Raw genomic sequence first — 25,817 nt, forward strand, 5'->3', positions numbered from 1 at the left:
AGCATGATCGTGCTCATGGCCGAGCGCGACTGGAATACCTGGCACGACCACTACGACACGCCCGGCTCCTCTCTGGCCAGACGCCTGGCCGTGGTCCGCGAACACGTCCGGCTGGCGCTCGACGCGGGCGCCGAACGGGTGGTGAGCCTGTGCGCCGGGCAGGGCCGCGACCTGCTGCCCGTGCTGGCCGCCCACCCCCGCCGGGACCGCGTACGCGCCAGGCTGGTGGAGCTCGACGAGGACAACGCCCGGATCGCCGAGCGCGCCGCGCCCGGCGGCGTCGAGGTGGTGTGCGGCGACGCCGCGCTGACCGACGCCTACGTGGGCGCCGTACCCGCCGATCTGGTTCTCGCCTGCGGGATCTTCGGCAACGTCAGCGACGCCGACGTCCGGCGTACGGTCGCCACGCTGCCCCGGCTCTGCGCGCCCGGCGCGACCGTGATCTGGACCAGGGGCCGGCACGCGCCCGACCTGTTGCCGGCGATCTGCGACTGGTTCGAGGAGGACGGGTTCGAGCGGGTAAGCCTGGACAGCGACGGCCGCTACGGCGTCGGCGTGCACCGCTACGCCGGTCCGCCCAGGCCGCTGGAGCCGGGCGTGCGGATGTTCACCTTCCTTTAGGACACACTCTTGTAGAGGCCCTGGGTCAGCTGCGTGACGCGCTTGACGGAGGAGCTCCAGGTGCCGCCCGCGGGGTGGGCCGTGAGCACGGCCATGATGAACCGGTCGTCCTTGCCCAGCAGGCCCGTGGTGTGCAGCACGGGACGGCCGTAGTCGGGCACGCCGGACCCGGTGGCCCGCGACGCGACCCCGCTGATCGACAGGTCGGCCCCGGGCGCCCGCAGCGGGACCGGGTTCGCGGCGGCCCCGGTGCCGCACTTGGTGGGCGCGACGTCGCCGAACCCCGACCAGCCCTGCTTGACCGCCCACGGCTTGGGCACCGCGCGCGGGATGCCGAAGTACTGGTCGAATCCGTCGGTGCCGCACGGCGTGGAGTTGCGCAGGTGCCCCAGAATCGTGTCCCGCACCCGGGGCGCCGCCGTGTCGAGCAGGTAGCGGTACGTACGCACGATGTCGTACGCGCTCAGTGACGTGTAGCCCCAGAACCCGGGCATGGCCGCGGGCGGCGGCGCGGTGTCGGACAGCCCGAGCCGGCGCGCCATCCGCTCGACGATCGCGCCCTTGCCGTCACGGTTCCAGAACGTGGTGGCCGCGTGGTCGTCGCTGGAGCGCAGCATGACCTTGAGCAGCCGGGCGTCGTTCGCCGGGACGGTCTTGCGCTTCTCCAGGTAGTCGATGGCGATCAGGAGCTTGACGACCGAGGCCGAGCGGAACTTGCGATGCGCGTTGCGGGTGGCGACGAACTTCCCGGCCTTCCTGTCGTAGACCAGCCACGAGGCCGTGGTTCCGGCCGGCACGGCCGGCGGCTGGGCCGTACGGGGGCCGGACGACGCGGCGGAGGCCGAGGGCCCGGCGACGCATACGGCTGCGAGGGGGACGGCTGCCGCGATGGCGGCCCAGGGCTTGGTTCGCATCCGACATACCTACCAGAGTCTTGACCTTCCAACAGAATCGGGTATAAACACAGAGGAAACCACACTGAAACGGCGGTGAATCAACATCATGTACGCCGAGGAGCGGCAGCAGGAGATCCTTCGCAGGGCCCGGGCCGCGGGCCGTGTCGACGTGGTGTCGCTGGCCGGCGAGCTCGACGTGACCACCGAGACGATCCGCCGCGACCTGACCGTGCTGGAGCGGGCGGGCGTGCTGCGCCGGGTGCACGGCGGCGCGATTCCCGTGGAGCGGATGGGGTTCGAGCCCGCGCTCGCCACCCGCGACGAGGTGATGACCGCGGAGAAGGAGCGCATCGCCAAGGCCGCCCTGGCCGAGTTGCCGGAGGACGGCTCGGTCATTATCGACGCGGGCAGCACCACCGGCCGCCTGGTGCCGATCCTGCCCGCCGACCGGGAGCTCACGGTCGTGGTCAACTCGCCGCCGCTGGCGACCGTGCTGGCCACCCGCGCCAACCTGAGCGTCATCATGCTCGGCGGCCGGGTGCGCGGCCGGACGCTGGCCACCGTGGACGACTGGGCGCTGCGGCCACTGTCCCAGCTGCACGTGGACGTGGCCTTCATGGCGACGAACGGCTGCTCGGTCGCCAAGGGCCTGACCACGCCGGATCCGGCGGAGGCGGCGATCAAGCGGGCGATGGTGACGGCCGCGGAGCGTAGCGTGCTGCTGGCCGATCACACCAAGTTCACCAACACCTACCTCGCGAGCTTCGCCGAGCTGAACGAGATCGACGTGGTGATCACCGACACGGGCCTCGACCTCGCGCTGGCCGCCGAGCTGTCCGCCGCCGGTCCGGAGGTGGTCCGCGCATGATCCTCACGCTGACGCTCAACCCCAGCCTGGACCGCACGATCGGGATCGCCTCGCTCGACCGGGGCGCCGTCATCCGGGCCGCCGCCGCCCGTCTGGACCCCGGCGGCAAGGGCGTGAACGTCTCCCGCGCCCTGCTCGCCAACGCGGTGGCGTCGCGGGCCGTGGTGCCGTTCGGCGGTGACGAGGGCAGGCAGCTCGTCCGCCTGCTCGCCCTCGAAGGGCTCGACATGGTGACGGTCCCGGTGACCGGCACGACCCGCTCGAACGTCACCCTGGCCGAGCCCGACGGCACCATCACCAAGATCAACGAACCCGGTACCGCCCTGTCCCCCGGCGAGCTCGACACGATCGCCGACGCCGTGCTGGCCGCCGCGCACGAGGCCGACTGGGTGGTGGCCTCCGGCAGCCTGCCGCCGCAGGTGCCCGCCGACGTCTACGCCAGGCTCTGCCGCCGGTTCGCCGGGGCGGGCATCCACGTCGCCGTCGACACCAGCGGCCCGGCGCTCGCCAGCGCGCTCGCCGCCGGCCCCGCCCTCGTCAAGCCGAACCTGGACGAACTCGCCCACGCCACCGGCATGCCGATCCGCTGCGTCGGCGACGTGGTGGAGGCCGCCGGCAAGCTCCGGGCGGCGGGCGCGCGCACGGTGCTGGCCAGCCTCGGCGCCGACGGCGCGGTGCTCGTCCAGGACAACGGCATCTGGTACGGCCACGCCACGGTGACGGAGCCGCGCAGCTCGGTCGGAGCCGGGGACGCCATGCTGGCGGGCTTCCTCGCCGGTGGCGCGACCGGCGAGGAAGCGCTGGTCGAGGCGCTGGCCTGGGGCGCGGCGGCGGTCTGCCTGCCGGGCAGCCGGATGCCGGGCCCGGCCGACATCCGCCGCGACGGCGTCCGCACCGGCCCGCCCCTCCTGACCCGCCCCCTGGAAGCCCCCGCCGACCCCACCTGACTTCGACATACCGGCACCTGCTCATCCCCCCGAAGGAGCACGTCCAATGGCCGAAACCTACACACCGCCGGTCTACGGGACCGGCGTCAAGGCCACCATCCAGCGCATCGGCGGCCACCTGGCCGGCATGATCATGCCGAACATCGGCGCGTTCATCGCCTGGGGGCTGATCACCGCGCTGTTCATCCCCACCGGCTGGCTGCCGAACGCGACGCTGGCCGCGATGGTCGACCCGATCATCAAGATGCTGCTGCCTATCCTCATCGCCTACACCGGCGGCCGGATGGTCCATGGGCAACGCGGCGCGGTGGTGGGCGCGGTCGCGGCGATGGGGGTGATCGTGGGTTCGGACATCCCGATGTTCCTCGGCGCCATGATCATCGGCCCGCTCACCGCCCTGATCCTGAAATATGTGGACAAGTTCACGGAGGATCGGACCAAGTCCGGCTTCGAGATGCTCGTCGACAACTTCACCGCGGGCATCGTCGGCGCCGTCATGGCCATCGTGGGGATGTGGGTCATCGGCCCGGTCGTCCGCGTCGTGACCACGGCCGCGGGCAACGCGGTCGAGTGGCTCATCGTCAACAACCTGCTGCCCATCGCGTCGGTCCTGATCGAGCCGGCCAAGGTGCTGTTCCTGAACAACGCGGTCAACCACGGCGTGCTCGGGCCGCTCGGCGTCGCCGAGTCCGTCAAGCAGGGCAAGTCGATCCTGTTCATGCTGGAGTCGAACCCGGGCCCCGGGCTCGGCCTGCTCATCGCGTTCCTGCTGTTCGGCCCGCGCCCGCTGCGCCCGAGCACGCCCGCCGCGATGATCATCCACTTCTTCGGCGGGATCCACGAGATCTACTTCCCGTACGTCCTGATGAAGCCGCGTCTCATCCTCGGGGTCATCGCGGGCGGCGCGGCCGGCGTGTTCACCTTCATGATCACCGGTGCCGGACTGGTGGCGACGCCTTCGCCGGGCAGCATCTTCGCCTACATGGCGGTGACCCCGAAGGGCGGCTGGCTCGGCGTGATCGCCGGCATCGTCGTCGCCACGGCCGTGTCGTTCGCGGTCTCCTCGCTCCTGCTCGGCTTCGGCCGGGGCGAGAAGGAGGAACCACCGGAGGACACCCCGGAGGCCGCCGCCGAACCTCCGGCGGATCGCGTCGAGGAGACCGGCGAGAACGCGCGTGAGACCCAGGCCCAGCCCGTCGCCAAGGAGGCGTGAACCATGGCCAGCATCGACAGCAAGGACATTCACAAGATCATCGTGGCCTGCGACGCGGGCATGGGCAGCAGCGTCATGCTCGCCAGCCAGCTCCGCAAGCAGCTCAAGGGCACCGGCGTCACGGTGGAGCACACCCCGGTGAACGAGATCCCGGCCGACGCCGACGTGGTGGTCTGCCACTCCGGGCTGGCCGCCAGGGCCCGGGTCTCGGCGCCGGACAAGGTGCTGGTGCCGTTCCAGATCTTCCTCGGCGACCCGGCCGTGACGAAGCTGGTCGCCACCATCAAGAACGGTGGCACGGTCGATGCGTGACAACCTGCTCGATCCGCGTGCCGTCCTCCTGCACGAAAGCGCGGCCGACCGGGACGAGGCGATCAGGAGGTGCGGGCGCGCCCTGGTGGACGTGGGCGCGGTCGCCGAGCCGTACATCGACGCCATGCTCGAGCGCGAGCAGTCGATCTCCACCTACGTCGGCGAGGGCGTGGCCATCCCGCACGGCACCGCCGCGGCCAAGGAGGTCGTCCGGCACGACGCGATCTGCGTCGTGCGCTTCCCGGGCGGCGTCGACTGGGGCGGCGAGCCGGTCACCCTCTGCGTCGGCATCGCCGCGAAGGACGACGGGCACGTCCAGCTGCTGGCGGCGCTCGCCGACATCCTGCTCGACCCCGAACGCGCCAGAACACTCCGCGAGGCGACGGAGGTCGGCCAAGTGATGAAGGAGCTGACGTGAAAGTCGCCCGATTCCACGCCCCAGGGGACATCCGCGTGGAGGACGCGCCGGAGCCGGTCGCCGGTCCCGGCGAGCTGAAGATCCGGGTACGCAACTGCTCGACGTGCGGCACCGACGTGAAGATCTTCAAGCACGGCCACCACCACATCCGCCCGCCCCGGGTGATGGGCCACGAGATCGCCGGCGAGGTGGTCGGCACGGGCGAACGCGTACAGGTGATCGCGGCGATCCCGTGCGGCACCTGCGAGGAGTGCCGCCGTGGCCGCCGCACCGTCTGCCCGAACCAGGAGTCCATGGGTTACCACTACGACGGCGGTTTCGCCGAGTACATGGTGATCCCGGCGAAAGTGCGCGCCGTGGACGGCGTCAACGCCATCCCGCCCGGCGTCGGGTTCGCCGAGGCGTCGGTGGCCGAGCCGCTCGCCTGCGTACTGAACGGCCAGTCGCTGGCGCGGGTCGGCGCGGGCGACGACGTGGTCGTCATGGGCGCGGGCCCGATCGGCTGCCTGCACGTACGACTGGCCCGGGCACGCGGCGCCGCGCGGGTGTTCCTGGTCGACGTGAACGCCGAGCGCCTCGCGATGGCGGCGGATCTGGTACGCCCGGACGCGGTCGTCGACACCGACGCGGTGGACCAGGTGCTCAAGCTGACCGGTGGCCGCGGCGCCGACGTGGTGATCACAGCGGCGGCGTCCGGCGCGGCCCAGGAACAGGCCCTGCGGATGGCGGCCCGGCAGGCGAGGATCAGCTTCTTCGGCGGCCTGCCCAAGGACGCCCCGATCATCGCCCTGGACTCGAACCTGGTGCACTACCGCGAGCTGACCATCGTCGGCGCGAACGGCTCCAGCCCCGCGCACAACGCCGAGGCCCTCCGGCTGATCGCCGAAGGTCTGGTGCCGGTGGCGGACCTGATCACCCACCGGCTGCCGCTCTCCCAGGTGCTCGACGGGATCGACCTCGTCAGCCGGGGCGCGGCCATCAAGGTCACGATCGAGCCCTGAGGAGGGTTTGTGATGGCACAACGAACGGTGACGGTGGCATCGGCGAGCGGCCTGCACGCGCGGCCCGCGAAACTGTTCGTCCAGGAGGCGGTGCGGCTGGGGGTGCCGGTGCGGATCCGGGTGGGCGAGAAGTCGGTCCCCGCGAACAGCATGCTGGGCGTCCTGTCGCTCGGCGCCACCAAGGGCACCGAGGTCACGCTGGAGTCGGACGCGCCGGGCGCGGACGCGGCACTGGACGCGCTGGTGACCCTGCTCGCCCAGGACCTGGACGCGGAAGGGGCCCTCGATGGCTGACCCCGGCCAGCCGCCCGCCCCGCCCGCCCCGGGCCCGGCGGGCGCGGGCCCAGCAGGCGGCGGCCTGGCGGGCGGCCTACCGGGCAGTGGCCCAGCAGACGGTGGCCCAGCAGACAGTCGCCCAGCGGGCGATGGCCGGGCAGGCGGCGGCCTGGCCGGGCTGGGGGTCAGTCAGGGGCGGGCCGCGGGGCCGGTGGTGCGCATGGCGCCGCCGCCCGTACTGCCCGACCCCCGGCAGGTCGCCGACCTGGCCGCGGAGGCCGCGATGGTGGGGAAGGCGCTGGAGTCGGTCACCGCGGACCTGCGGCAACGCGCCACCGCCGCCGCGCGAGACACGAGCGGCGGCGACAACGCGGCCCCGGCGGGCGGTGGCGACGCGGCGGAGATCCTTGACGCGCTCGCCATGATCGCCGACGACCCGATGCTGCGCGAGGACGCCGAGGCCGCCGTCCGCGGCGGCCTGGACGCCCCCCACGCCCTCGACACCGCCTTCACCCATCACCGCGAGACACTGGCCGCACTGGGCGGCTACCTCGCGGAACGCGCCGCCGACCTGGACGATCTCAAACACCGCGCCATCGCCGCCTGCCTGGGCCTGCCGATGCCCGGCATCCCCGCCCCCGGCCACCCGTACGTCCTGGTGGCCGAGGACCTCTCCCCCGCCGACACCGCGGGCCTCGGCACGGACGTGGTGGCGCTGGTGACCGAGAAGGGCGGCCCGACCAGCCACACCGCGATCCTGGCCCGTGGCCGCGGCCTGCCCGCCGTGGTCGCCTGCGCGGGCATCACCGCCCTGGCCGACGGCACGGTCATCTCGGTCGACGGCAAGACGGGCCAGGTCGGCGTCGGCCTGACGGACGAGGCCGTGGCCGAGCTCCGCCGCAACGACCAGGAGGAGCGCGACCGCCTGGCGAAGAGCAGCGGCCCCGGCAGGACGGCCGACGGCCACCCGGTCAAGCTGCTGCTCAACATCGGCTCGGCCGCCGACCTCCGGCCGGGCGCGGAAGGGGTCGGGCTGTTCAGGACCGAGTTCCTGTTCCTGGACCGCAAGCAGGCCCCGTCGTTCGAGGAGCAGGTGGCCGCCTACGCCGAGGTGTTCGCGCGGGCCGAGCTGGTCGTGGTGCGCACGCTCGACGCGGGCACGGACAAGCCGCTGCCGTTCCTCGGCCTGCCCCTGGAGCCGAACCCCGCGCTCGGCATCCGGGGTCTGCGCGTGGACCGCGTGCTCCCGGACGTCCTGGACACGCAGTTGGACGCGATAGCGGAGGCGGCCCGCGCGACGGGCGCCGACGCGTGGGTGATGGCCCCGATGGTCACCACTCCGGCCGAGGCCGCCGGCTTCGCCCGGCGGGCCCGCGCCCGGGGCCTGACGCGGGTCGGCGCGATGGTCGAGGTGCCCGCCGCCGCCCTGCTGGCCGACCGGCTGCTGGAGGAGGTGGACTTCCTCAGCATCGGCACCAACGACCTCAGCCAGTACACCTTCGCGGCCGACCGTCAGCACCCCGGCCTGGCCGACCTCCTGGACCCGTGGCAACCCGCCCTGTTGAAGCTCATAGCCGCCTGCGCGGACGCGGGCCGCGCCGCAGGCAAGCCGGTCGGCGTCTGCGGCGAGGCCGCCGGTGACCCCCAGCTCGCTCCGGTGCTGGTGGGGCTGGGGGTGACGAGCCTGTCCATGGCGGCGGTGTGCGTGCCGTCCGTACGCGACGAGCTGTCCCAGCACACCCTGGAGGACTGCCGGAAGCTCGCCGCGCGGGCCCGGTGACGATCAGGGGCGCCGGCGGAGCTGCGCGTCGGACAGCTCCGGGGGTTGCCAGCCCTCGTCGCCGGGGTTGATGGTGACGCCCGGCGACACGATGGCGTCGATCCTGTCCAGCACGTCGTCGCTGAGCCGCACGTCGGTGGCGGTGAGCTGGCTCTCCAGGTGTTCCATCGTGCGCGGCCCGATGATGGCCGAGGTGACCGCCGGGTGCCTGATCGTGAACGCCAGGGACAGCTCGATCAGCGTGTGCCCGGCCTCCTCGGCCAGCACGGCGAGCTGTTCGACGGCGTCGAGCTTGCGCTGGTTGACCTCCAGCTTCATGTCCCAGCGGGCGGGCAGCAGGCTGGCCCTGCGGCTCTCGGGCAGCTCCTGGCCCTTGCGGTAGCGGCCGGTCAGCCAGCCGCCCGCCAGCGGGCTCCAGACGATGGCGCCCATGCCGTACTTCTGGACGGTCGGCAGCAGGTCGGCCTCGATGCCGCGGGCGAGCAGGGAGTACGGGGGCTGTTCGCAGACGAAGCGTTCGAGGTTGCGCCGCTCGGCCGCCCACTGGGCCTCGACCACGCGGTGCGCGGGGAAGGTGGAGCTGCCGATGTAGCGGACCTTGCCCTGCCGGACGAGGTCGGTGAGGGCGCCGAGCGTCTCCTCGATGTCGGTGGCGGGGTCGGGGCGGTGGATCTGGTAGAGATCGATCCAGTCGGTGCCGAGGCGGCGCAGGCTGTTATCGACGGCCTGGAAGATCCAGCGCCGCGAGTTGCCACGCTCGTTGGGGCCGTCTCCCATGACGCCATGGCACTTGGTGGCCAGGACGACGTCGTCACGCTTGCCCGACTTGGCGAGGGCCTGGCCGACGTACTCCTCCGACTGGCCCCGCGAGTAGACGTCGGCGGTGTCGATGAAGTTGATGCCCGAGTCGAGGGCGCGGTCGATGATGCGGGCCGATTCGTCGGCCGACTGCTCGCCGATCCCGCCGAACATCATCGCCCCGAGGCAAAGGGGGCTGACCTTGAGACCAGTACGTCCAAGTATGCGATATTCCGTCATTCCCTCACTCTTGCACGACGGCCTCGTCGATCGGCGTGTCACCGGAGACGAGTTCGAGCACCTGCCGGACCCGCGCGCCGGTGGCCAGCAGCGCCGCGATGACGGCCGCCACGTCGTCGCGCGGGACGGTGCCGCGAGGCACTGAGGGCGCCAGTCGTACCCGGCCCGTGCCGGGGTCGTCGGTCAGCCCGCCGGGGCGCAGGATCGTCCAGTCGAGGTCGCGGCGCCGCAGGTCGTTCTCCGCCTCGGTCTTGGCCTGGATGTAGGCCGCCCACGTCTCGTCGCCGCCCGGCCCGGGCGGCCGCCCCGCGCCCATCGAGGAGATCTGCACGAACCGCCGTACGCCCGCCCGCTCGGCCGCGTCGGCCAGCAGGACGGAGGCGCCCTTGTCGACGGTGTCCTTGCGGGCGACGCCGCTGCCCGGGCCCGCGCCCGCGGCGAACACGACGGCGTCGGCGCCTCCGAGCACCTCCGCCACCTCCTCGACCCCGGCCCGTTCCAGGTCACACAGCACGGCCGCGGCTCCGGTGGCCTCGACGTCGGACAGGTGCGCGGGGTTGCGCACCAGGCCCACCGACCCGGCTCCGAGCAGCCGTTCGAGCCGCAGCGCGATCTTCCCGTGGCCGCCCGCGATGATGACGTTCATGGCGGCCATGGTGTCATGGAGCCATGACGGAGTTCCCGCACGCACCCACACCGGCGTTTCTCTTCGACCTCGACGGCACCTTGATCGACAGCGTCTACCAGCATGTCATCGCCTGGCGGCAGGCGCTGTCCGGGCTGGGCATCGACCTGTCGGTGTGGCGCATCCACCGTCGCATCGGGATGAGCGGCGGGCTGTTCGTGAGCGCGCTGCTGCGTGAGACGGGGCTGAAGCTGACGACCGAGCAGATCGACGAGTTGCAGACGATCCACGGCGACGCCTACACCGAGCAGATCGACTCCGTCCGCCCGCTGCCGGGCGCCGCCGAGCTGCTGAGCGAGCTGTCCGCGCGGGGTGTGCCGTGGGCGATCGCGACCAGCGGTTACGCGCGTACGGCCCGGCCGGCGCTGGGCATGCTGGGCCTGCCGGAGGACACTCCGATGGTCACCCGCGACATGGTGCGCAGGGCCAAGCCGGACCCGGACCTGTTCCTAGCCGGTGCGGCGCTGCTGAACGTGGATGTGCGGCATGCGATGGTGGTAGGAGACAGTGTCTGGGACCTGCTCGCCGCCCGCCGCGCGGGCGCGCTCGGGATCGGGGTGCTGTCCGGCGGATACGGCCGGGAAGAGCTGGAGCGCGCGGGTGCCTTCCGCGTCTACTCCGACCCCGCCGACATGCTGCATCGGCTCGACGAGCTGGGCGTACGCCAAAGCGACTGAAAAAATCGGAATATCCAGCCGAACCTCTACCGCTGGATCATGCGTATCCCCCACAGAGGAGCTTCATATGGACTTGGCAGACATCGGTGTCACCGGCCTGGCGGTTATGGGCAGGAACCTGGCGAGGAACCTGGCGAGACACGGATACGCGGTGGCCGTGCACAATCGTTCGGCCGGCCGTACGCAGCAGCTCGTCAAGGAGTTCGGCGGGGAGGGCACGTTCGTACCGTCGGAGGAGCTGGCGGGCTTCGTGGCCTCGCTGAAGCGACCGCGACGGGCGATCATCATGGTGAAGGCGGGCGCGGGCACCGACGCGGTGATCGACCAGCTCGCCGAGCTCATGGAGCCGGGCGACATGATCGTCGACGGCGGTAACGCGCACTTCGCCGACACCCGGCGGCGCGAGGCGGCGTTGCGCGACAAGGGGATCCACTTCGTCGGCACCGGCATCTCCGGCGGCGAGGAGGGCGCGCTGAACGGCCCGAGCATCATGCCCGGCGGCTCCACGGAGTCGTGGGACGCGCTCGGCCCGATCCTGCAGGACATCTCGGCCAAGGTCGACGGCGTCCCGTGCGCGGTGCACGTGGGCCCCGACGGCGCCGGACATTTCGTCAAGATGGTGCACAACGGCATCGAATACTCGGACATGCAGCTCATCGCCGAGTCCTACGACCTGCTGCGCCAGGCGCTCGGCGCCACTCCGGCCGAGCTGGCGGAGGTGTTCCGCGAGTGGAACCAGGGCGAGCTGGAGTCCTACCTGATCGAGATCACCGCCGAGGTGCTCGACCAGGTGGATGTGGCCACCGGCAAGCCGTTCATCGACATCGTGGTCGACCAGGCCGAGCAGAAGGGCACCGGCCGCTGGACCGTGCAGAGCGCGCTCGACCTGGGCGTTCCGGTGACGGGCATCGCCGAGGCGGTGTTCGCCCGCGCGCTGTCGGGCCACCCGGAGCAGCGGGCCGCCGCCGCGTCGCTGGAGGGGCCGAAGCTGTCGGGCGTCGGCGGGCGCGAGCTGATCGAGGACGTACGGCAGGCGCTGTACGCCTCCAAGATCGTCGCCTACGCGCAGGGCTTCGACCAGATGGCCGCCGCGTCCAAGGAGTACGGCTGGGACCTGGAGCTGGGCGCCATGGCCACGATCTGGCGGGGCGGCTGCATCATCAGGGCCCGCTTCCTCGACCGGATCCGCGCCGCCTACGACGCCGACCCGGCGCTGCCGACGCTGCTGGCCGACCCGACGTTCGCCGCCGCGGTCAACGTGGCGCAGGAGTCGTGGCGGCGCGTGGTGACCACCGCGGTGCAGATCGGCGTGCCGACGCCGGGCTTCTCCTCGGCGCTGGCCTACTACGACGGGCTGCGCCGCGAGCGGCTGCCCGCCGCGCTGATCCAGGGGCTGCGCGACTTCTTCGGCGCGCACACCTACCAGCGGGTGGACCGGGACGGCGCCTACCACACCGACTGGTCCGGCGACCGCGCCGAGCGCCCCGCGTAGTTCCCGTCAGCGGCCGCGTTACAGCGGCCGCGTTTCAACGGCCGCGTCTCAGCGGCTGTGTCTCAGCGGCTGCGGAAGGTGGCCGGATTGGCCACGGCGGTCACGAGGCAGAAGCCGATCGGCCCGGTGGCGTCGTGCAGGGTGCATTGCCCTGTGGCGACGCCGCCGTCGCTGAGATGCCCGGTCGCCTCCACGCCGATCAGCTCCCCCTCGGGGACCCGGCCGAGCGTGAGCGTGTAGTCGGCGTTGATGAAGTGCAGGCCGCCGGTGTCGGCGTTGCTGAGCGGGCTGGCGAAATCAGCCGCGAGCGCCACCCTGGTGAACGGCGTGAGCGGCTCGTCGTCGACGAGCGGATGGGTCTCGCGCAGCCAGACCCGGTTGGGGCCCGGCTCGCTCCAGTCGGTCAGCCGCCACAGCTCGAACGGCGGCTTCCACTCCCCGCCCGTCACAGGCGGCTCCGATGGCGGCGGCTCGTCCCACGCGGGCGTGTCGTTCCGCTCGCCGTCCGGCTGCTCGCCCGTCCTGAGCAGTACGGCACTGGCCCGGCCGATCACGCCCTGGTCGGTGTGGATCGTCACGTCGGCCACCCGGATCCGGCGCCCGTCCCTGACCAGCGCCGTCTCGACGGTGACCGGGAGCAGCGGGCTGTTGCGGAACAGATCGACGGTGAGCCGGGCGAACCGCAGGTCCGGCTCACCGTGCTCCTGCTCGACGGCCATGGCCGCCAGGCCGCCGAGCAGGCGGCCGTGGAGCATGTCGGGCGACCAGGGGCCGCGGGCGTGCGGGGCGGGCACGAACTCGCCCCTTTTGCGGGTGAAGAACGCTGACGTCACAGAATGAGATTCTAGAGGGTGGTGAGGCGCCGCCCGAGCCTGCGCATCCGTTCCTTGAGCTCGACCGGCTCCAGCACCTCGAAGTCGAGGTCGAGGAAGGCCACGACCACGGCGATCAGATGCAGGTCGTCGCCGCGCAGGGTGAGCACGCAGGTGTCGTCGCCGACCGGCTCGACGACGCCCGACGACGTACGGCTCGCGACCTGGTCGGCCGGGGCGTGCAGCAGGACGCGGGCCTCGATCGGCCACATCTCGTGACCCAGCCGGCGCTCGACCCAGGCCGCGACATCGCCACCCGGCGGCTCGCGCGGCGTGCAGCGGGGACCGTTCGGCGTGCGCAGGCGCAGGCGATCGGCGCGGTAGATGCGCCAGTCCTGGCGGTCGACGTCCCAGCCGACCAGGTACCAGCGGCGTGACCAGTTGACCAGCGTGAGCGGCTCGGCCTCGCGCCGCGTGGTGGCGCCGTCGTGGCCGGTGTAGTCGAAGCGGAGCCGCTCGTGGTCGCGGCAGGCGGCGGTCACGGCGATCAGCACGTCGGAGGCGACGGTCGGGCCCTCGCGGGTGATCGGGACGGTGTGGGTCTGCAGCGCGTTGACCCGGTGGCGCAGCCTGGCGGGCAGCACCTGCTCCAGCTTGGCCAGCGCGCGCAGGGAGGTCTCCTCGATGCCCGTCACCGTGCCGCCCGCGGCCGTGCGCAGGCCCACCGCGACGGCCACCGCCTCGTCGTCGTCCAGCAGCAGCGGCGGCAGCTCGGCGCCCGCGCCCAGCCGGTAGCCGCCGGAGACGCCGGGCGTGGAGTGGACCGGGTAGCCGAGGCTGCGCAGCCGCTCGACGTCGCGGCGTACGGTCCTGGCCGCGACGCCGAGCCGTTCGGCCAGATCGGCGCTGGGCCAGTCGCGCCGCAACTGCAGCAGGGACAGCAGACGGAGCAGCCTGGCGGAGGTGTCCAACACTGGCGCCATTGTGGCCTAATCCTGGCCACAATGCTGCCTAGCTTGGGGGACATGCAGAAATTCGTCATCGATATCCCGCAGGCCGCGTTGGACGATCTGGCGGAGCGGCTGCGCCGTACGCGCTGGCCCGACGCTCTGGAGGGGGTCGGCTGGTCGTACGGGGTGCCGCCGGAAGCGGTCCGCGAGCTGGCCGACTACTGGCTGGACGGCTATTCCTGGCGCGAGCACGAGGCCAGGCTGAACGCCCTGCCGCAGTACACGACCGTGATCGACGGGCAACGCGTGCACTTCGCGCACATCCGCTCCCCGCGCGAGGACGCGCTGCCGCTGCTGCTGACGCACGGGTGGCCCAGCTCGTTCGCCGACTTCACCCGCGTCATCGAACCGCTCAGCCGCGACTTCCACCTGGTCATCCCGTCGATCCCCGGCTTCGCCTTCTCGGGGCCGACGACGGAGACCGGCTGGGGCGTGCGGCGGATCGCCGCCGCCTGGGCGGAGCTGATGAGCGGGCTCGGTTATCCGCGGTACGGCACGCAGGGCGGCGACTTCGGCTCGCTGATCTCCCCCGAGGTCGCCCGGCTCGACCCGGAGCACGTCGTCGGGGTGCATCTGAACGCGCTCACGACGTTCGCCAACGACGACATGGCCGGGCTGACCGAGGCCGAGGTGGAGCGGGCCAAGGGGGTGGAGCGCTGGCACCGCCACTACTCCGGGTACGCCATGATCCAGAGCACCCGCCCGCAGACCCTGGCCTACGGCCTGGCCGACTCGCCCACCGGCCAGCTCGCCTGGAACCTCGACGCGTACGCCTCCTGGGGCCAGGACGTCGGCGGCCTGTCGCGCGACGACATCCTGACCAACGTGACGATCTACTGGCTCACGGACACGGCGGGCTCCTCCGCCCGCCTCTATCGCGAGGGCGCCTCGGCCTGGGAGCAGCCCGCCGAACCGGGCAAGACGCCGACGGCCGTGGCGGTCTTCCCCGGTGACAGCACGGTGCGCCGCTACGCCGAGGTCGTGCACAACGTGGTGCGCTGGTCGGAGTTCTCCGCCGGCGGCCATTACGCCGCGCTTCAGGCGCCTATGCTGCTCGCGGCCGACGTCAGGGAGTTCTTCATGGGGCTGCCATGAGCTCGGCGACCCAGGATTCGATCAACGACGGCCCGGTGGCGTAAGCTCCCACGCGTGCGTGATTCAGCTGAGGACCCCCGGCCCGCCCGTGGCGCGGTGCGGGAGATCCACTCTCTCGACCGGGCCGCGACGCTGTCCTACTCCCCCGACCTCGACGGGCTGGCCGATCCCGGCGAGATCGTCTGGGCCTGGGTGCCGTACGAGGAGGACCCGGAGCGCGGCAAGGACCGGCCGCTGCTGATCGTGGGCCGCACCGGGCGCAGGCTGCTGGGCATGATGCTGTCCAGCCAGGGCGACGACGGCCCCGAGTGGCTGGAGATCGGCGTGTGGGGGCGCGACGGCAAGACGTCCTACCTGCGGCTGGACCGCGTCTTCGTCCTGGACGAGGACGACATCAGGCGCGAGGGAGCGGTGCTCGACGGCGCCCGCTTCGCCCGCGTGGCGAGCTACCTCATGAAGGCGCACGGCTGGGCCGCCGACGGCTGACCGACCGCCGCCCTGCGATCATGGGGACATGCGTGTTGCGGTGATCGGTAGCGGGATTGTCGGAGCGGCCGCGGCCTGGTGGCTGAGCGGGCGCGGGGTGTCCGTGACGGTGGTGGACGGGGCCTTCAGCGGGCGGGCGACGGAGGCGGGCGCGGGGATCGTGTGCCCGTGGGTGGATCATGCCGACGACGACGCCTGGTACCTGCTGGCGCGTGAGGGCGCTCGCCGCTATCCGGAGCTGGTGTCGGCGCTGGGCGAGGACATCGGGTACGCCCGGGTGGGGGCGCTGCTGGTGGCCCAGGACCCGGCCGAGCTGGAGCCGGTGCGCGCCCTCCTGCTGCGCCGCCGTCCGGAGGCACCGGAAATGGGCGACATCACGGACGTGGCGGCTCCATCGGCGCTGTTTCCGCCGCTCAGCCCGGATCTGAGCGCGATCCATGTGCCGGGGGCCGCTCGGGTGGACGGGCGGGCGGTACGTGACGCCCTCCTCCGCGCCGCCGTCCGCCGGGGCACCGAGCTCCGTACGGGGACCGCGACCCTCACCCCCGACGGCGCGGTGCGCCTCCACACCACCACCGACTCGCCCAGCTCGGAGCCGAGCACGGAGACGCTGGTCGGAGAGACGCCGATCAATGTGCTCAGGGCGCCGACTCGGGGAGACGGGGTGCCGGCCGAGGGGCTCAGAACTCTGGCTCAGGAGGACGGGGTGCCGGTGGAGGCCGATGCGGTGATCGTGGCCGCCGGGGCCTGGAGCGGGGAGGTGTGCCGGGCGCTGGGGGTGGAAATCCCGGTGTTCCCCAGGCGCGGGCAGATCGTGCATGCCGCCCTCGACGGCGTGGACACCGCCTCCTGGCCGATCGTGCTGCCCAGGAGCGGACCGTACCTGCTGGGGTTCCCCGGCTCGCGACTGGTGGTCGGCGCGACCAGGGAGGACGCCGGGTTCTCGCCATACGTCACCATCGGCGGGATCCACGAGGTGCTGGCGGCGGGCCTGCGGGTGGCGCCCGGACTGGACGGCGCGAGGGTGCTGGAGACGAGGGTGGGCCTGCGGCCGGTGCACGCGGCGGGCACGGCGCTCATCGAGCGGCTCACCGAGCGGGTGGTGGTGGCGACGGGCCTGGGCGCGTACGGCCTGACGGCGGGGCCGTTCACCGGCGAGATCGCCGCCGCGCTCGCGCTGGGCGAGACCCCGCCCATCGACATCCACCCGTACGCACGCACTCCCGCCTGAGCCCGCCCCAACACCACCCGGCCTGCGGCCGTACCCGAACGTAAGAGACGGCGCGGTCCCGCCGCCATGCCAGTTCTTCACGGCCGACGACTTCGCCCGCTACGCGATCGACTGCTTCGACGTCCTGCTGGCAGAGAGCGCGCGGCACCCGCGGATGATGTCGATCGGGCTGCACCCGCGCATCATCGGCAGACCGGCCCGGCTGGCCGGGCTGATCAGGGTGCTCGACCGGATCAGCGCGCGTGACGACATCTGGATCACGGGACGGGACGCCATCGCGGACTTCTGGCGCGGTCGCTTCCCCCTGCCGGCCTCTGACCGGACAACTCAACGATCACCTGGGCGAAGGCCACCAGAGTGGCCGGCTTACGATCCCCCCAGGGCGTCGACGGCCTGGGCGCGGGCCGCCGCCAACAGACCCGGTCTCGTCTCCGGCCGCCAGCCGCCGGCAGACCCGCTATCCGCTATCCGATGGCCGATGGCCGATGGCCGATGGCGAGTGAGCGCTCGGGCCGCCTAACTCAGGCCGCGGTCAGTGCCGACGCCGCGGAGCAGGGTGTCCACCAGGAGCGTCGCCAGGGTGTCGGCGTCGTCGCCCTGGCTCTGCGCGGCCTCGTGGATCAGCGCGTAGTAGACGCGCCTGGCCCATGCCGGATCCACGTCAGCCCGCAGCAGGCCGGTGGCCTGCGCCTTGCGGAACAGCCGGTCGCACTTCTCCTCGACCGCCGAGTGCACCTGGGCCACCGCGGGATCCGCCGACGTGCGGCTCATGGTGAACCCCCAGTCGATCTTCACCCGCAGCACGCTGGCCGTGACCTGGTAGAGCGCGACCAGCGGCGGCGTGGTCTCGGGGTTGGCGGAATCGACGGCCGCCGCGAACTGCCGGGCGGCCCACCCCTCCATCGCGCTGACCAGCGCATCGCGGGAGGCGAAACGCCGGTGCACGGTCGTGCGGGCGACCCCGGCCGCCTCGGCGATCTGCTCCATGCTGGCCGACGGATTCTTGCTGAGCACACGCTCGGCCGCCTCGAGGATCGTCCGCACGGTCCGTTCGGCATCCGAACGCAGTGCTCGTCCCTGCTGAATCGCTTCCACAGTGCGACCATACACTCCATAGTTGCATCATCGTTGTTGCAAGTGTTACGTTCTTGGCATCACCAACGACGCAACTGTAGAGGGGCACACCGCCATGGACATGAACCTCACCGGCAAGACCGCCGTCGTCACCGGCGCCAGCCGGGGCCTCGGTCTCGCCATCGTCGCCGCGCTGCGGGCGGAGGGGATGCGGGTCGTGGCCGGTTCGCGGACGATCTCGCCCGAGCTGAAGGAGACCGGCGCGACGGCGGTCGCCGTCGACCTGTCCGCCGCCGAAGGCCCGGCCGAGCTGATCGGCGCCGCCCTGGCCGAGTTGGGCGAGCTCGACCTGCTGGTCAACAACGTGGGCGGCGGCGACGGCGGCGAGGGACAGCTCGACGGGTTCCTGGGCTTCACCGACGAGCACTGGCACCAGACCCACGAGCTCAACTTCCTCAGCGCGGTCCGCGCCACCAGGGCCGCCCTGCCCAGCCTGCTGCGCCGGGGCGGATCCGTGGTCAACATCTCCTCCAACGGCGCCCGCATGCCGCACGCCGGTCCGATCACCTACACCACGGCCAAGGCCGCGCTGACCGCGTTCGGCAAGGCACTGGCCGAGGAGTTCGGGCCTCAGGGGGTGCGGGTCAACACCATCTCCCCCGGCCCGTCACTCACCTCGATGTGGGAGGACCCCAACGGCTACGGCGCGGCGCTCGCGGCCAAGATGGGCCTGGAGCACCACCAGCTCCTGGCGGGGCTGCCGTCGAGCATGGGGATGACGACGGGTAAGTTCGTCGCACCGGAAGAGATCGCCACCTTGGTGACGTATCTGGCCTCGCCGCATGCCTTGAGCGTCAACGGTGCCGACTACGTCATGGATGGCGGGGCGATCAAGACTGTCTGAATCTATCGCGATATATCGTCCAAATCGGGAACATCGGAGATATCGCGATCAGTTGAGGTGGGTGGACCGACTTTCAGGGGAGTGTGAACGATGGCGAGATTGCGGACGGCACGACGGATCCTCGTAGGCGGGGCGGCCTTGGCCGCGGCGGGCTGGGCCCTGCGCGACGTACCCGCCGAGCTGGGCGTGCGGCCTTTGACCTCGGGACCGGACCGGGTGGCCAGGATGCGGCGCTCGCCGCAGTTCAAGGACGGCACCTTCTACAACCCGATGCCGGAGTCCACCACCCTGATGACCACGCCGCCCGCGGGCCTGCTGCGCGAGCTGGCCAAGGACAGGGACCAGCGCAGACCGGGCGGCCCCATCCCGCTGCGCGTCCCGCCGACGGGTGACCCGTCGCCGACCGGCCTGAACGTGATCTGGTACGGCCACGCGTCCACGCTGGTCGAGATCGAGGGCCGCCGGGTGCTGTTCGACCCGGTGTGGAGCAGGCGGCCGTCGCCGTCGCAGCTCGTCGGGCCGAAGCGGCACCACCCGCTGCCCGTCCAGCTCAACGCGTTGCCGCCGATCGACGCCATCGCGATCTCGCACGACCACTACGACCACCTTGACATGGCGACCGTGCGCTCGCTCACCGCGACGCAGAAGGCGCCGTTCCTGGTGCCCCTGGGTATCGGCGCCCACCTGGAACGGTGGGGCGTGCCCGCCTACCGGATCATCGAGCTCGACTGGAACGAGGAGGCCGAGGTCGCCGGGCTGCGCTTCGTCGCGACGGCCGCTCGTCACTTCTCCGGCCGCATGTTCACCCGCAACGACACGCTGTGGGGCTCGTGGGTCGTGGCCGGGGCGCACAAGCGGGTCTTCTACGCGGGCGACTCCGGCTACTTCGAGGGCTATCAGGGCATCGGGTCGGCCCACGGCCCGTTCGACTTGACGCTGATGCCGATCGGCGCCTACAGCCCGGCCTGGCCCGACATCCACATGAACCCGGAAGAGGCGGTCAACGCCCACCTCGACCTGGGCGGCAGGCTGCTGCTGCCGGTGCACTGGGCGACCTTCACGCTCGCGCTGCACCCCTGGGCGGAGCCGGTGCAGCGGTTGTGGCGCGAGGCGAAGGCCCGCGACGTCAAGATCGTGGTGCCGCGTCCCGGCGAGGCCGTGGACACCGACGGCGCCCCGGCCGTCGACGGCTGGTGGGAGACCCTCGGCTGACCACCTTCGAACACACCCGGCGAGCCTGCTACACCGGGTACATCACACAGGCCATCGTCAACAACCTGGCGCCACTGCTGTTCATCGTCTTCCAGACGCGCTACCAGGTGCCGTACGAGATGCTGGGCCGCCTGGTCCTGCTCAACTTCGCCACCCAGCTCGTCACCGACCTTGTCGCGGTCAAGGTGGTGGACCGGACGGGCTACCGGGTGCCGCTGGTGCTGGCGCACGTGTTCAGCGTGGCCGGGCTGGTGCTGCTGGCGGTGGCCCCGTCGGCGCTGCCGTCCCCTTACTGGGGGCTGGCGGTGGCGGTCGTGGTCTACGGGATCGGCGGCGGACTGCTGGAGGTCCTGGTCAGCCCGGTGGTGGACGCCCTGCCCGCGCCGAAGGAGCACCGGGCCGCATCGATGAGCCTGCTGCACTCCTTCTACTGCTGGGGTCAGGTCGCCGTCGTGCTGGGCACGACGCTGATGCTGGCCTGGATCGGCGACTCGGCCTGGCAGGTGCTGCCGCTGCTGTGGGCCCTCGTACCGCTGGCGAACCTCGTGCTCTTCCTGCGGGTCCCGCTGCCCGCGACAGTGCCCGACGAGCACCGAACCGGGCTCGGGGCGCTACTGCGGACCCCGTCGTTCGCGGCGGCGCTGCTGCTGATGCTCTGCGCGGGGGCGGCCGAGCTGACCATGTCGCAGTGGTCCTCGCTCTTCGCCGAGCAGGGGTTGGGCTTGGCCAAGGTGTGGGGAGACCTCGCGGGGCCGTGCCTGTTCGCGGTGCTCATGGGGCTCGGCCGGATCGCCTACGGGCTCTGGGGCAGCCGGATCCCCCTGCTGCCCGCCGTGATCGCCTGCGGCGCGCTGGCGACCGCCTGCTACCTCGCCGCCGCCCTGGCCCGTGACCCGGTGCTCAGCCTGGTCGGGTGCGCGCTGTGCGGGCTGGCGGTCAGCCTGATGTGGCCGGGGACGTTCAGCCTGACGGCCGCCCGCTTCCCGTTGGGCGGGGCCGCGATGTTCGGGGTCCTGGCGATGTTCGGCGACGCGGGCGCGGCAGCGGGGCCGTGGCTGGCAGGCGCCGTCGCCGACGGAGACCTGCTCGACGACGGCTCTGGACTCCGCGCCGGCCTGCTGATCGGCACCGTCTTCCCGCTCGCGGTCGTCGTGGTGGGGATCACACAGTCGCTCCTGACCCGCCGCCATGCCACCGCCCCCGCCGAGAGCTGATCTCCGCAGCCGTACAGTCTTAACGTGAGCAACCTGGAACAGGACCCCCGCGAGATCCGCTGCGGTGCCGAGAGCGGCGACGGGACCGGTGGTGAGAGCGGTGAGACCGAGCTGCTTGCCGGGCGTGCGGTGCCGCTGGGTGGTCCGCGTGGCATGACGGTGAGCCGGACGCTGCCCAACGCGCATCGCCGCATGATCGGCGCGTGGTGCTTCGTGGACGCCTACGGCCCCGAGGTGGCGACGATGCGGGTGCCTCCGCACCCGCACACCGGCCTGCAGACCGTGAGCTGGCTGGTCGCGGGTGAGGTGCTGCACCGCGACAGTGTCGGCAGCCTCCAGGAGGTACGGCCCGGCCAGCTGAACCTGATGACCGCCGGGCGCGGCATCTCCCACTCTGAGGAGTCGCCCGAGACACTGCTGCACGGCGTGCAACTGTGGGTGGCGCTGCCGGGCGAGCACCGGCGGACCGGGCCCGGGTTCGAGCACCACGCGTCACTGCCCGTGCTGTCCGGCCCCGGCTTCGACGCCACGGTGATCATGGGGTCGCTCGGCGGCGTGACCTCGCCGGCGACCACCTACAGTCCCCTGGTGGGCGCCGAGGTGGCCGTCGAAGGGAGCGCCGAGGTGCCGCTCGACGCGGGATTCGAGCACGGTGTGCTGCTGCTCGCCGGGGAGGTCGAGCCGCTGGAGGCGGGACCGCTGCTCTACCTGCCGCCCGGCCGTACCCGGCTGCGGTTGAGCGGGCGCGGACGGGTGCTGCTGATCGGTGGCGAGCCGTTCGGCGAGGAGATCGTGATGTGGTGGAACTTCGTTGGTCGCGACCACGACGAGATCGTCGCGTTCCGCAAGGAGTGGATGGAGGGCAAGGAGTTCGGCGCCGTCGAAGGCTTCGACGGCGGCCCGCTCCCCGCGCCCGTCCTGCCGGGCACCCGGCTGCGGCCCAGGGGTCGCGTGCGTTAGTTCCGGTGCGTGAAGGTGTAGATCACGTCCATGTTCGAGCCGTTCGTCGGCATCTCGGCCAGCAGGCGCACCGCGGCGCCCGTGAAGTCGACCACCTGCACCTGCTGCTTCTCCGCGCTCGCGTCGGGCCTGACCCAGCAGACCAGGTGGCTGTCGTCGTACCAGGTGGCCAGGCCGGAGCAGGGTGATTCGAAGCGCTTCAGCTCGGCGCCGGTCTGGGTGTCGTAAACGCAGTTGTTGCCGCTGCCCAGGCCGGGGCAGTTGGTGACGAACTGCTTGCCCGACGGCGAGAACAACGAGTCGGCGATGCCCGGGCCCACGTTCGGGATGCGGCGCACCCGGAGTCCGTTCTCGTCGAAGAAACGCAGCGCCTGCTGCTTGGTGTCGTTCGACAGGGCGACCACGCCTGTGTCGGCGTGGTCGAAGCCGTAACGGATGCCGTGCAGCGAGCCCTCTCTGAGCGACGCGACCGTGGCCTGCCTGGTGGCGACGTTCACGATCGCGAACCCGGTCGACTGCCAGACGCCCTTCACCGGGTTGCCGACGTTGAACAGCAGACGGCCGCTGTCACGCGACCAGCCCTGTACGTACGCGCTGAGCGGCTGGCGCGAGGTCTTGATCGTGAACGCCTCACCCGTCACCTTGTCGGTGATCTTGACGCTGTCGTAGCCGCCGACGAAGTTCTTGCCACGCTGGGCCAGGTACCTGCCGTCGGGCGACAGCATGCTCTCCCACATATCCGGATATTTCGTGAACGATCCGGTCAGCGTGTCACGGGGGTAGTAGATCCAGTCCCGGGTCTTGGTGTCGCGCACCATGTAGGTGGTGAGCCGGACGGCGTCGCCCGGGTTCTCGTAGATGACCGCGTCGGTGCCGGGGAGCGTCGAGGTGACCAGGTTCGCGGTGGGAATGGCCAACGGAGCCGGAGACGTGCTCTTCGCGCTCGGGGAGGGAGTGGGGATCGACGGGCCGGGCAGATTGGTCAGCGCGACGGCCACCACGGCAATGGTCGCGACGATGGCCACGGCCGCGGCGATCGACGCCACCACGTAGCTCTTCTTACCGCCCGACCGGGACGGCGGCACCGACGAGCCGTACTGCGGGGACTGCCCCGGCGCGGTCGGAGAGACCCACTGCGGCTGCTGATGCGCTCCCGACTGTGGTTGCGCCCCTTGAAGTGGCGGCCCATACGGGTTCACCGCCTGCGACCCTTGCGCCTGCGGTCCCGACTGCGCATACGGACCCGCCACCTGCGGCTCCGACGACGGCTGCGCCCCTTGAGGTGACGGCCCGTACGGATGCACCGCATGCGGCCCTTGCGCCTGCGGTCCCGACTGCGCGTATGGCGGCGCTGCCTGTGCGGGTGGCGGTTGCTGGGGCGGTCCCGATTGTGCGTACGGAGGCTGCCCGTAGGAGGGCTGTGCGTATTGGGGCTGCGGGTACGGGAGCTGAGGCTGGAATCCCTGCTGGGGCGGGAATTGGGGGTGCGGCGGGAGTGGGGGTGGGGGCGAGAAGCCGCTGACCACCGCGGCTGCCTGCTCCAGTTCGGCGGGGTTCGACGTGGGGTGTTCCAGCAGCCGCATGATCACCTGTTCGGCGGTGGGCCGCCGGATGGGGTCCTTCGACAGGCACGCGGCCACGAGCTCGCGCAGCGGCCCGGTCAGCCGGGACAGATCGGGCTCGTCGTAGAGGACCTGGTTGACGATCACCGGCACCGACTCCGCCTCGAACGGCCCGGTTCCGGTGGCGGCGAACACCATCGTGCTCCCCCACGCGAACATGTCCGCAGCCGGCCCCACCCGCTGCCCCAGGACCTGCTCCGGCGCCATGAACGCGGGCGTCCCCACCGGCGTGGACGTGATCGTCGAAGTGGCGTCGAGCGCCTTCGCGATACCGAAGTCGATCACCCGCGGGCCCTCGCCGGCGAGCAGCACGTTGTTCGGGCTGAAGTCGCGGTGCACGATGCCCGCCTGGTGGATGGCCGCCAGCGCGGTGACGGTCCCGATGGCCAGCCGGTACAGGGAGGCGTCCGCCCGCGGCCCCTCCTCGGCCACCACCTGCTGAAGCGGCAGACCTTCGACGTACTCGCTGACGATGAACGGCCGCTCCTCGTGCACCCCGGTCGCCAGCACCTTCGCGGTACAGAACGGCGCCACCCGCTGCGCCACGGCCGCCTCCCGCGCGAACCGCTCGGCCGCGACCGCGTCGCCCGCCAGATGCGGGCGTAACCACTTGATGGCGGCCTGACCACCGTGCTCGTCGACGCCCAGGTACACGACGCCTTGTCCGCCTTCTCCCAGCCGTCCGCGGATCTCGTAACCTCCGAGACCGGCGGGATCTCCTGCTCTCAGCTCACTCATCGACGGCATGACCAAATTATGGACATGCTTCTTGCGAATGACTTAACTGCGCCCGTCGGTAAAATTACCCATTCGGACCTACAAACTCCTCAGTTTCCGCGCGTGAACGAAGCGGCGGAGGTCAGCGGGCCCGCTGCCTTGACGGTGTGCAGTACGGGGGCCGTTTCGAGTGCGTGAATGGCGTCGAGGCCGCCCAGTCGGTGGATGAGGTAATCGTGCAGGTCGGCGGGGCTGTGGCAGAGGGCGTTGGCCAGCAGATTGGTCCGACCGGTGGTGGCGGCCACCAGGGCGAGTTCGCGGTGACCGGCCAGGGTGGTCGCGACGCGGTCGAGGTGTCCTGGTTGGACGGTCATCCAGAGCAGGGCCTGGGTGGTGGCTCCGAGGAGGGCGGGCGCGATCTCGACGTCGAAGAAGATCGTGCCGTTGGCGCGGAGGTCGGCGAGACGGCGAGCCACCGTGGCTTGGGATACACCCGTGGCCGCGGCGAGGTCGGCGTGCGTGGCCCGGCCGTCTTGGCGCAGAGCGTCGATCAGGTCATGGTCGGCACGCGTCAGCGGCGGTCGGGGAGCCGACCTATTAGTGGTCGGTGGTTGAGGAGACGGCTCATCGGCCGCCGGTGGTCGGCTGGCCGGCGTGTCGGTCCCCGGTGGGCGGCCGGCCGGCGTGTCAGTGGCGCGGGGCGGTTCGAGCTGCTGTTGTTGCTGGTCGGTGAGGGCCTCGAGGTGTCCTCGCCACGCGGTCGGTCCGCCCAGGTAGGTGTGCAGCAGGCAGTGGGCGGAGACCGCGGTGATGCTGGCTCTGCGAGGGATGTCGTGCAGCAGCAGTGTGGGTACGGCCTGCGTGTCGCTTGACGCGTGAATGACGGCGAAGATCTCCGTACCCCCGGAAGCCAGTTTGACCCATGAGGTATCGGCTCGCCGAGCCAGCGACTGAGCGAGGTCCTGCACGGTGGATGGGGTGGCGGTGAGCCGGATCATCCACTGGGTCTGGCCGGCCCGGTCCGGATTGGGGAGCCCGACCACACGAAGGGCGGCCTCGGCGCGCAGTCGCCGATAGCGGCGGGCCACGGTCTGCGTCGAGGTACCGAGCACCTCGGCGATGCGGCCGAAGGGCGCTCGCCCGTCAATGTGCAGGGCGTGGATCAGCCCGCGGTCCACCTCGTCGAGCATGGGGATTTCCCTCATAAAACCAGCAGTGATGGAAGATACTCTCCAACATTACGTTCCAGATGGAAC

The 25,817-nt window shown here is 71.6% G+C and carries 27 protein-coding genes; 18 read left to right on the forward strand and 9 right to left on the reverse strand.

Features of this window, described 5'->3' with window-relative positions:
- Positions 1 to 3: 3 nt before the first annotated feature.
- The gene (locus KLK06_RS06885) at positions 4 to 621 is read left to right on the forward strand and encodes a class I SAM-dependent methyltransferase (protein ID WP_250904957.1); all 618 of its coding nucleotides are present in this window, start codon (positions 4 to 6) and stop codon (positions 619 to 621) included.
- On the opposite strand, the gene KLK06_RS06890 is transcribed toward KLK06_RS06885, so the two are convergent.
- Positions 618 to 1,535 (reverse strand): hypothetical protein, encoded by a 918-nt coding sequence (locus KLK06_RS06890; protein WP_214634444.1) that lies wholly within the window; start codon positions 1,533 to 1,535, stop codon positions 618 to 620. The genes KLK06_RS06885 and KLK06_RS06890 overlap by 4 nt on opposite strands.
- 88 nt (positions 1,536 to 1,623) lie before the next feature.
- Here KLK06_RS06890 and KLK06_RS06895 point away from each other — a divergent pair, with 88 nt between their 5' ends.
- The 8 genes from KLK06_RS06895 to ptsP are packed head-to-tail and all read left to right on the forward strand — an operon-like array spanning position 1,624 to position 8,332.
- Positions 1,624 to 2,385, forward strand: coding sequence for a DeoR/GlpR family DNA-binding transcription regulator (locus tag KLK06_RS06895; RefSeq protein WP_214634445.1), 762 nt, complete (start codon positions 1,624 to 1,626; stop codon positions 2,383 to 2,385).
- Complete coding sequence (pfkB, locus tag KLK06_RS06900; protein WP_214634446.1) at positions 2,382 to 3,332, forward strand: 1-phosphofructokinase; 951 nt, start codon at positions 2,382 to 2,384, stop codon at positions 3,330 to 3,332. Before KLK06_RS06895 ends, pfkB begins: the two co-directional genes overlap by 4 nt.
- Before the next feature lie 46 nt (positions 3,333 to 3,378).
- Positions 3,379 to 4,545, forward strand: a complete 1,167-nt coding sequence (gene mtlA / locus KLK06_RS06905; protein WP_214634447.1) for a PTS mannitol transporter subunit IICB — start codon at positions 3,379 to 3,381, stop codon at positions 4,543 to 4,545.
- A gap of 3 nt (positions 4,546 to 4,548) precedes the next feature.
- Complete coding sequence (locus KLK06_RS06910; protein ID WP_214634448.1) at positions 4,549 to 4,857, forward strand: PTS lactose transporter subunit IIB; 309 nt, start codon at positions 4,549 to 4,551, stop codon at positions 4,855 to 4,857.
- Positions 4,850 to 5,275 (forward strand): PTS sugar transporter subunit IIA, encoded by a 426-nt coding sequence (locus tag KLK06_RS06915; RefSeq protein WP_214634449.1) that lies wholly within the window; start codon positions 4,850 to 4,852, stop codon positions 5,273 to 5,275. Before KLK06_RS06910 ends, KLK06_RS06915 begins: the two co-directional genes overlap by 8 nt.
- Positions 5,272 to 6,276 (forward strand): zinc-dependent dehydrogenase, encoded by a 1,005-nt coding sequence (locus KLK06_RS06920; protein ID WP_214634450.1) that lies wholly within the window; start codon positions 5,272 to 5,274, stop codon positions 6,274 to 6,276. Before KLK06_RS06915 ends, KLK06_RS06920 begins: the two co-directional genes overlap by 4 nt.
- Positions 6,277 to 6,288: 12 nt before the next feature.
- On the forward strand, positions 6,289 to 6,570 hold the full coding sequence (locus KLK06_RS06925; RefSeq protein WP_214634451.1) for an HPr family phosphocarrier protein: 282 nt from the start codon (positions 6,289 to 6,291) through the stop codon (positions 6,568 to 6,570).
- On the forward strand, positions 6,563 to 8,332 hold the full coding sequence (gene ptsP / locus KLK06_RS06930; protein ID WP_214634452.1) for a phosphoenolpyruvate--protein phosphotransferase: 1,770 nt from the start codon (positions 6,563 to 6,565) through the stop codon (positions 8,330 to 8,332). Before KLK06_RS06925 ends, ptsP begins: the two co-directional genes overlap by 8 nt.
- A gap of 3 nt (positions 8,333 to 8,335) precedes the next feature.
- Here ptsP and KLK06_RS06935 read toward each other — a convergent pair whose 3' ends face one another.
- Together KLK06_RS06935 and KLK06_RS06940 are read right to left on the reverse strand one after the other, a co-directional pair.
- The gene (locus KLK06_RS06935) at positions 8,336 to 9,370 is read right to left on the reverse strand and encodes an aldo/keto reductase (RefSeq protein WP_214634453.1); all 1,035 of its coding nucleotides are present in this window, start codon (positions 9,368 to 9,370) and stop codon (positions 8,336 to 8,338) included.
- 4 nt (positions 9,371 to 9,374) lie between these two features.
- On the reverse strand, positions 9,375 to 10,016 hold the full coding sequence (locus KLK06_RS06940) for an NAD(P)H-binding protein (RefSeq protein ID WP_214634454.1): 642 nt from the start codon (positions 10,014 to 10,016) through the stop codon (positions 9,375 to 9,377).
- Positions 10,017 to 10,039: 23 nt separating this feature from the next.
- Here KLK06_RS06940 and KLK06_RS06945 point away from each other — a divergent pair, with 23 nt between their 5' ends.
- Both KLK06_RS06945 and gndA read left to right on the forward strand, forming a co-directional pair.
- Positions 10,040 to 10,732: an HAD family phosphatase gene (locus KLK06_RS06945; RefSeq protein WP_214634455.1), complete on the forward strand. Its 693-nt coding sequence runs from the start codon at positions 10,040 to 10,042 to the stop codon at positions 10,730 to 10,732.
- Between the two features lie 67 nt (positions 10,733 to 10,799).
- Positions 10,800 to 12,224, forward strand: coding sequence for an NADP-dependent phosphogluconate dehydrogenase (gene gndA / locus KLK06_RS06950; RefSeq protein WP_214634456.1), 1,425 nt, complete (start codon positions 10,800 to 10,802; stop codon positions 12,222 to 12,224).
- Positions 12,225 to 12,286: 62 nt separating this feature from the next.
- Here the strand turns inward: gndA and KLK06_RS06955 are convergent, their stop codons facing one another.
- Entirely contained in the window at positions 12,287 to 13,057 is a 771-nt protein-coding gene (locus tag KLK06_RS06955) for an acyl-CoA thioesterase domain-containing protein (protein WP_308168129.1), read from the reverse strand.
- A gap of 11 nt (positions 13,058 to 13,068) precedes the next feature.
- Positions 13,069 to 14,010, reverse strand: a complete 942-nt coding sequence (locus tag KLK06_RS06960; protein WP_214634457.1) for a YafY family protein — start codon at positions 14,008 to 14,010, stop codon at positions 13,069 to 13,071.
- 51 nt (positions 14,011 to 14,061) lie between these two features.
- Between KLK06_RS06960 and KLK06_RS06965 the strand changes: the two genes are divergently transcribed.
- From KLK06_RS06965 to KLK06_RS06975, 3 genes are read left to right on the forward strand one after another with little or no spacing between them, the layout of a single operon-like run.
- Positions 14,062 to 15,141, forward strand: coding sequence for an epoxide hydrolase family protein (locus KLK06_RS06965; protein ID WP_250904959.1), 1,080 nt, complete (start codon positions 14,062 to 14,064; stop codon positions 15,139 to 15,141).
- Between the two features lie 54 nt (positions 15,142 to 15,195).
- The gene (locus KLK06_RS06970; protein WP_214634459.1) at positions 15,196 to 15,627 is read left to right on the forward strand and encodes a type II toxin-antitoxin system PemK/MazF family toxin; all 432 of its coding nucleotides are present in this window, start codon (positions 15,196 to 15,198) and stop codon (positions 15,625 to 15,627) included.
- Between the two features lie 28 nt (positions 15,628 to 15,655).
- Positions 15,656 to 16,858: an FAD-binding oxidoreductase gene (locus tag KLK06_RS06975; RefSeq protein WP_214634460.1), complete on the forward strand. Its 1,203-nt coding sequence runs from the start codon at positions 15,656 to 15,658 to the stop codon at positions 16,856 to 16,858.
- A 99-nt stretch (positions 16,859 to 16,957) separates the two neighbouring features.
- Here the strand turns inward: KLK06_RS06975 and KLK06_RS06980 are convergent, their stop codons facing one another.
- Together KLK06_RS06980 and KLK06_RS06985 are read right to left on the reverse strand one after the other, a co-directional pair.
- Entirely contained in the window at positions 16,958 to 17,134 is a 177-nt protein-coding gene (locus KLK06_RS06980) for a hypothetical protein (protein ID WP_214634461.1), read from the reverse strand.
- 240 nt (positions 17,135 to 17,374) lie between these two features.
- The gene (locus KLK06_RS06985; protein ID WP_214634462.1) at positions 17,375 to 17,953 is read right to left on the reverse strand and encodes a TetR/AcrR family transcriptional regulator; all 579 of its coding nucleotides are present in this window, start codon (positions 17,951 to 17,953) and stop codon (positions 17,375 to 17,377) included.
- A 94-nt stretch (positions 17,954 to 18,047) separates the two neighbouring features.
- On the opposite strand from KLK06_RS06985, the gene KLK06_RS06990 reads away from it, so the two are divergent.
- From KLK06_RS06990 to KLK06_RS07005, 4 genes are all read left to right on the forward strand, one after another.
- Complete coding sequence (locus KLK06_RS06990) at positions 18,048 to 18,836, forward strand: SDR family oxidoreductase (protein ID WP_214634463.1); 789 nt, start codon at positions 18,048 to 18,050, stop codon at positions 18,834 to 18,836.
- Positions 18,837 to 18,926: 90 nt separating this feature from the next.
- On the forward strand, positions 18,927 to 20,048 hold the full coding sequence (locus tag KLK06_RS06995; protein ID WP_214634464.1) for an MBL fold metallo-hydrolase: 1,122 nt from the start codon (positions 18,927 to 18,929) through the stop codon (positions 20,046 to 20,048).
- On the forward strand, positions 20,030 to 21,262 hold the full coding sequence (locus KLK06_RS07000; RefSeq protein ID WP_214634465.1) for a sugar MFS transporter: 1,233 nt from the start codon (positions 20,030 to 20,032) through the stop codon (positions 21,260 to 21,262). Before KLK06_RS06995 ends, KLK06_RS07000 begins: the two co-directional genes overlap by 19 nt.
- Before the next feature lie 24 nt (positions 21,263 to 21,286).
- A complete protein-coding gene (locus KLK06_RS07005; protein WP_214634466.1) occupies positions 21,287 to 22,222 on the forward strand; it encodes a pirin family protein in 936 nt (311 codons plus the stop codon).
- Here the strand turns inward: KLK06_RS07005 and KLK06_RS07010 are convergent.
- Together KLK06_RS07010 and KLK06_RS07015 are read right to left on the reverse strand one after the other, a co-directional pair.
- Positions 22,219 to 24,591, reverse strand: coding sequence for a serine/threonine-protein kinase (locus KLK06_RS07010; protein WP_214634467.1), 2,373 nt, complete (start codon positions 24,589 to 24,591; stop codon positions 22,219 to 22,221). The two genes, KLK06_RS07005 and KLK06_RS07010, sit on opposite strands and share 4 nt — an antisense overlap.
- 80 nt (positions 24,592 to 24,671) lie before the next feature.
- Complete coding sequence (locus KLK06_RS07015) at positions 24,672 to 25,751, reverse strand: Lrp/AsnC family transcriptional regulator (RefSeq protein ID WP_250904960.1); 1,080 nt, start codon at positions 25,749 to 25,751, stop codon at positions 24,672 to 24,674.
- Positions 25,752 to 25,817 lie beyond the last annotated feature (66 nt).

The sequence above is a fragment of the Nonomuraea sp. NEAU-A123 genome (assembly GCF_018603905.1).
GTDB lineage: Bacteria > Actinomycetota > Actinomycetes > Streptosporangiales > Streptosporangiaceae > Nonomuraea.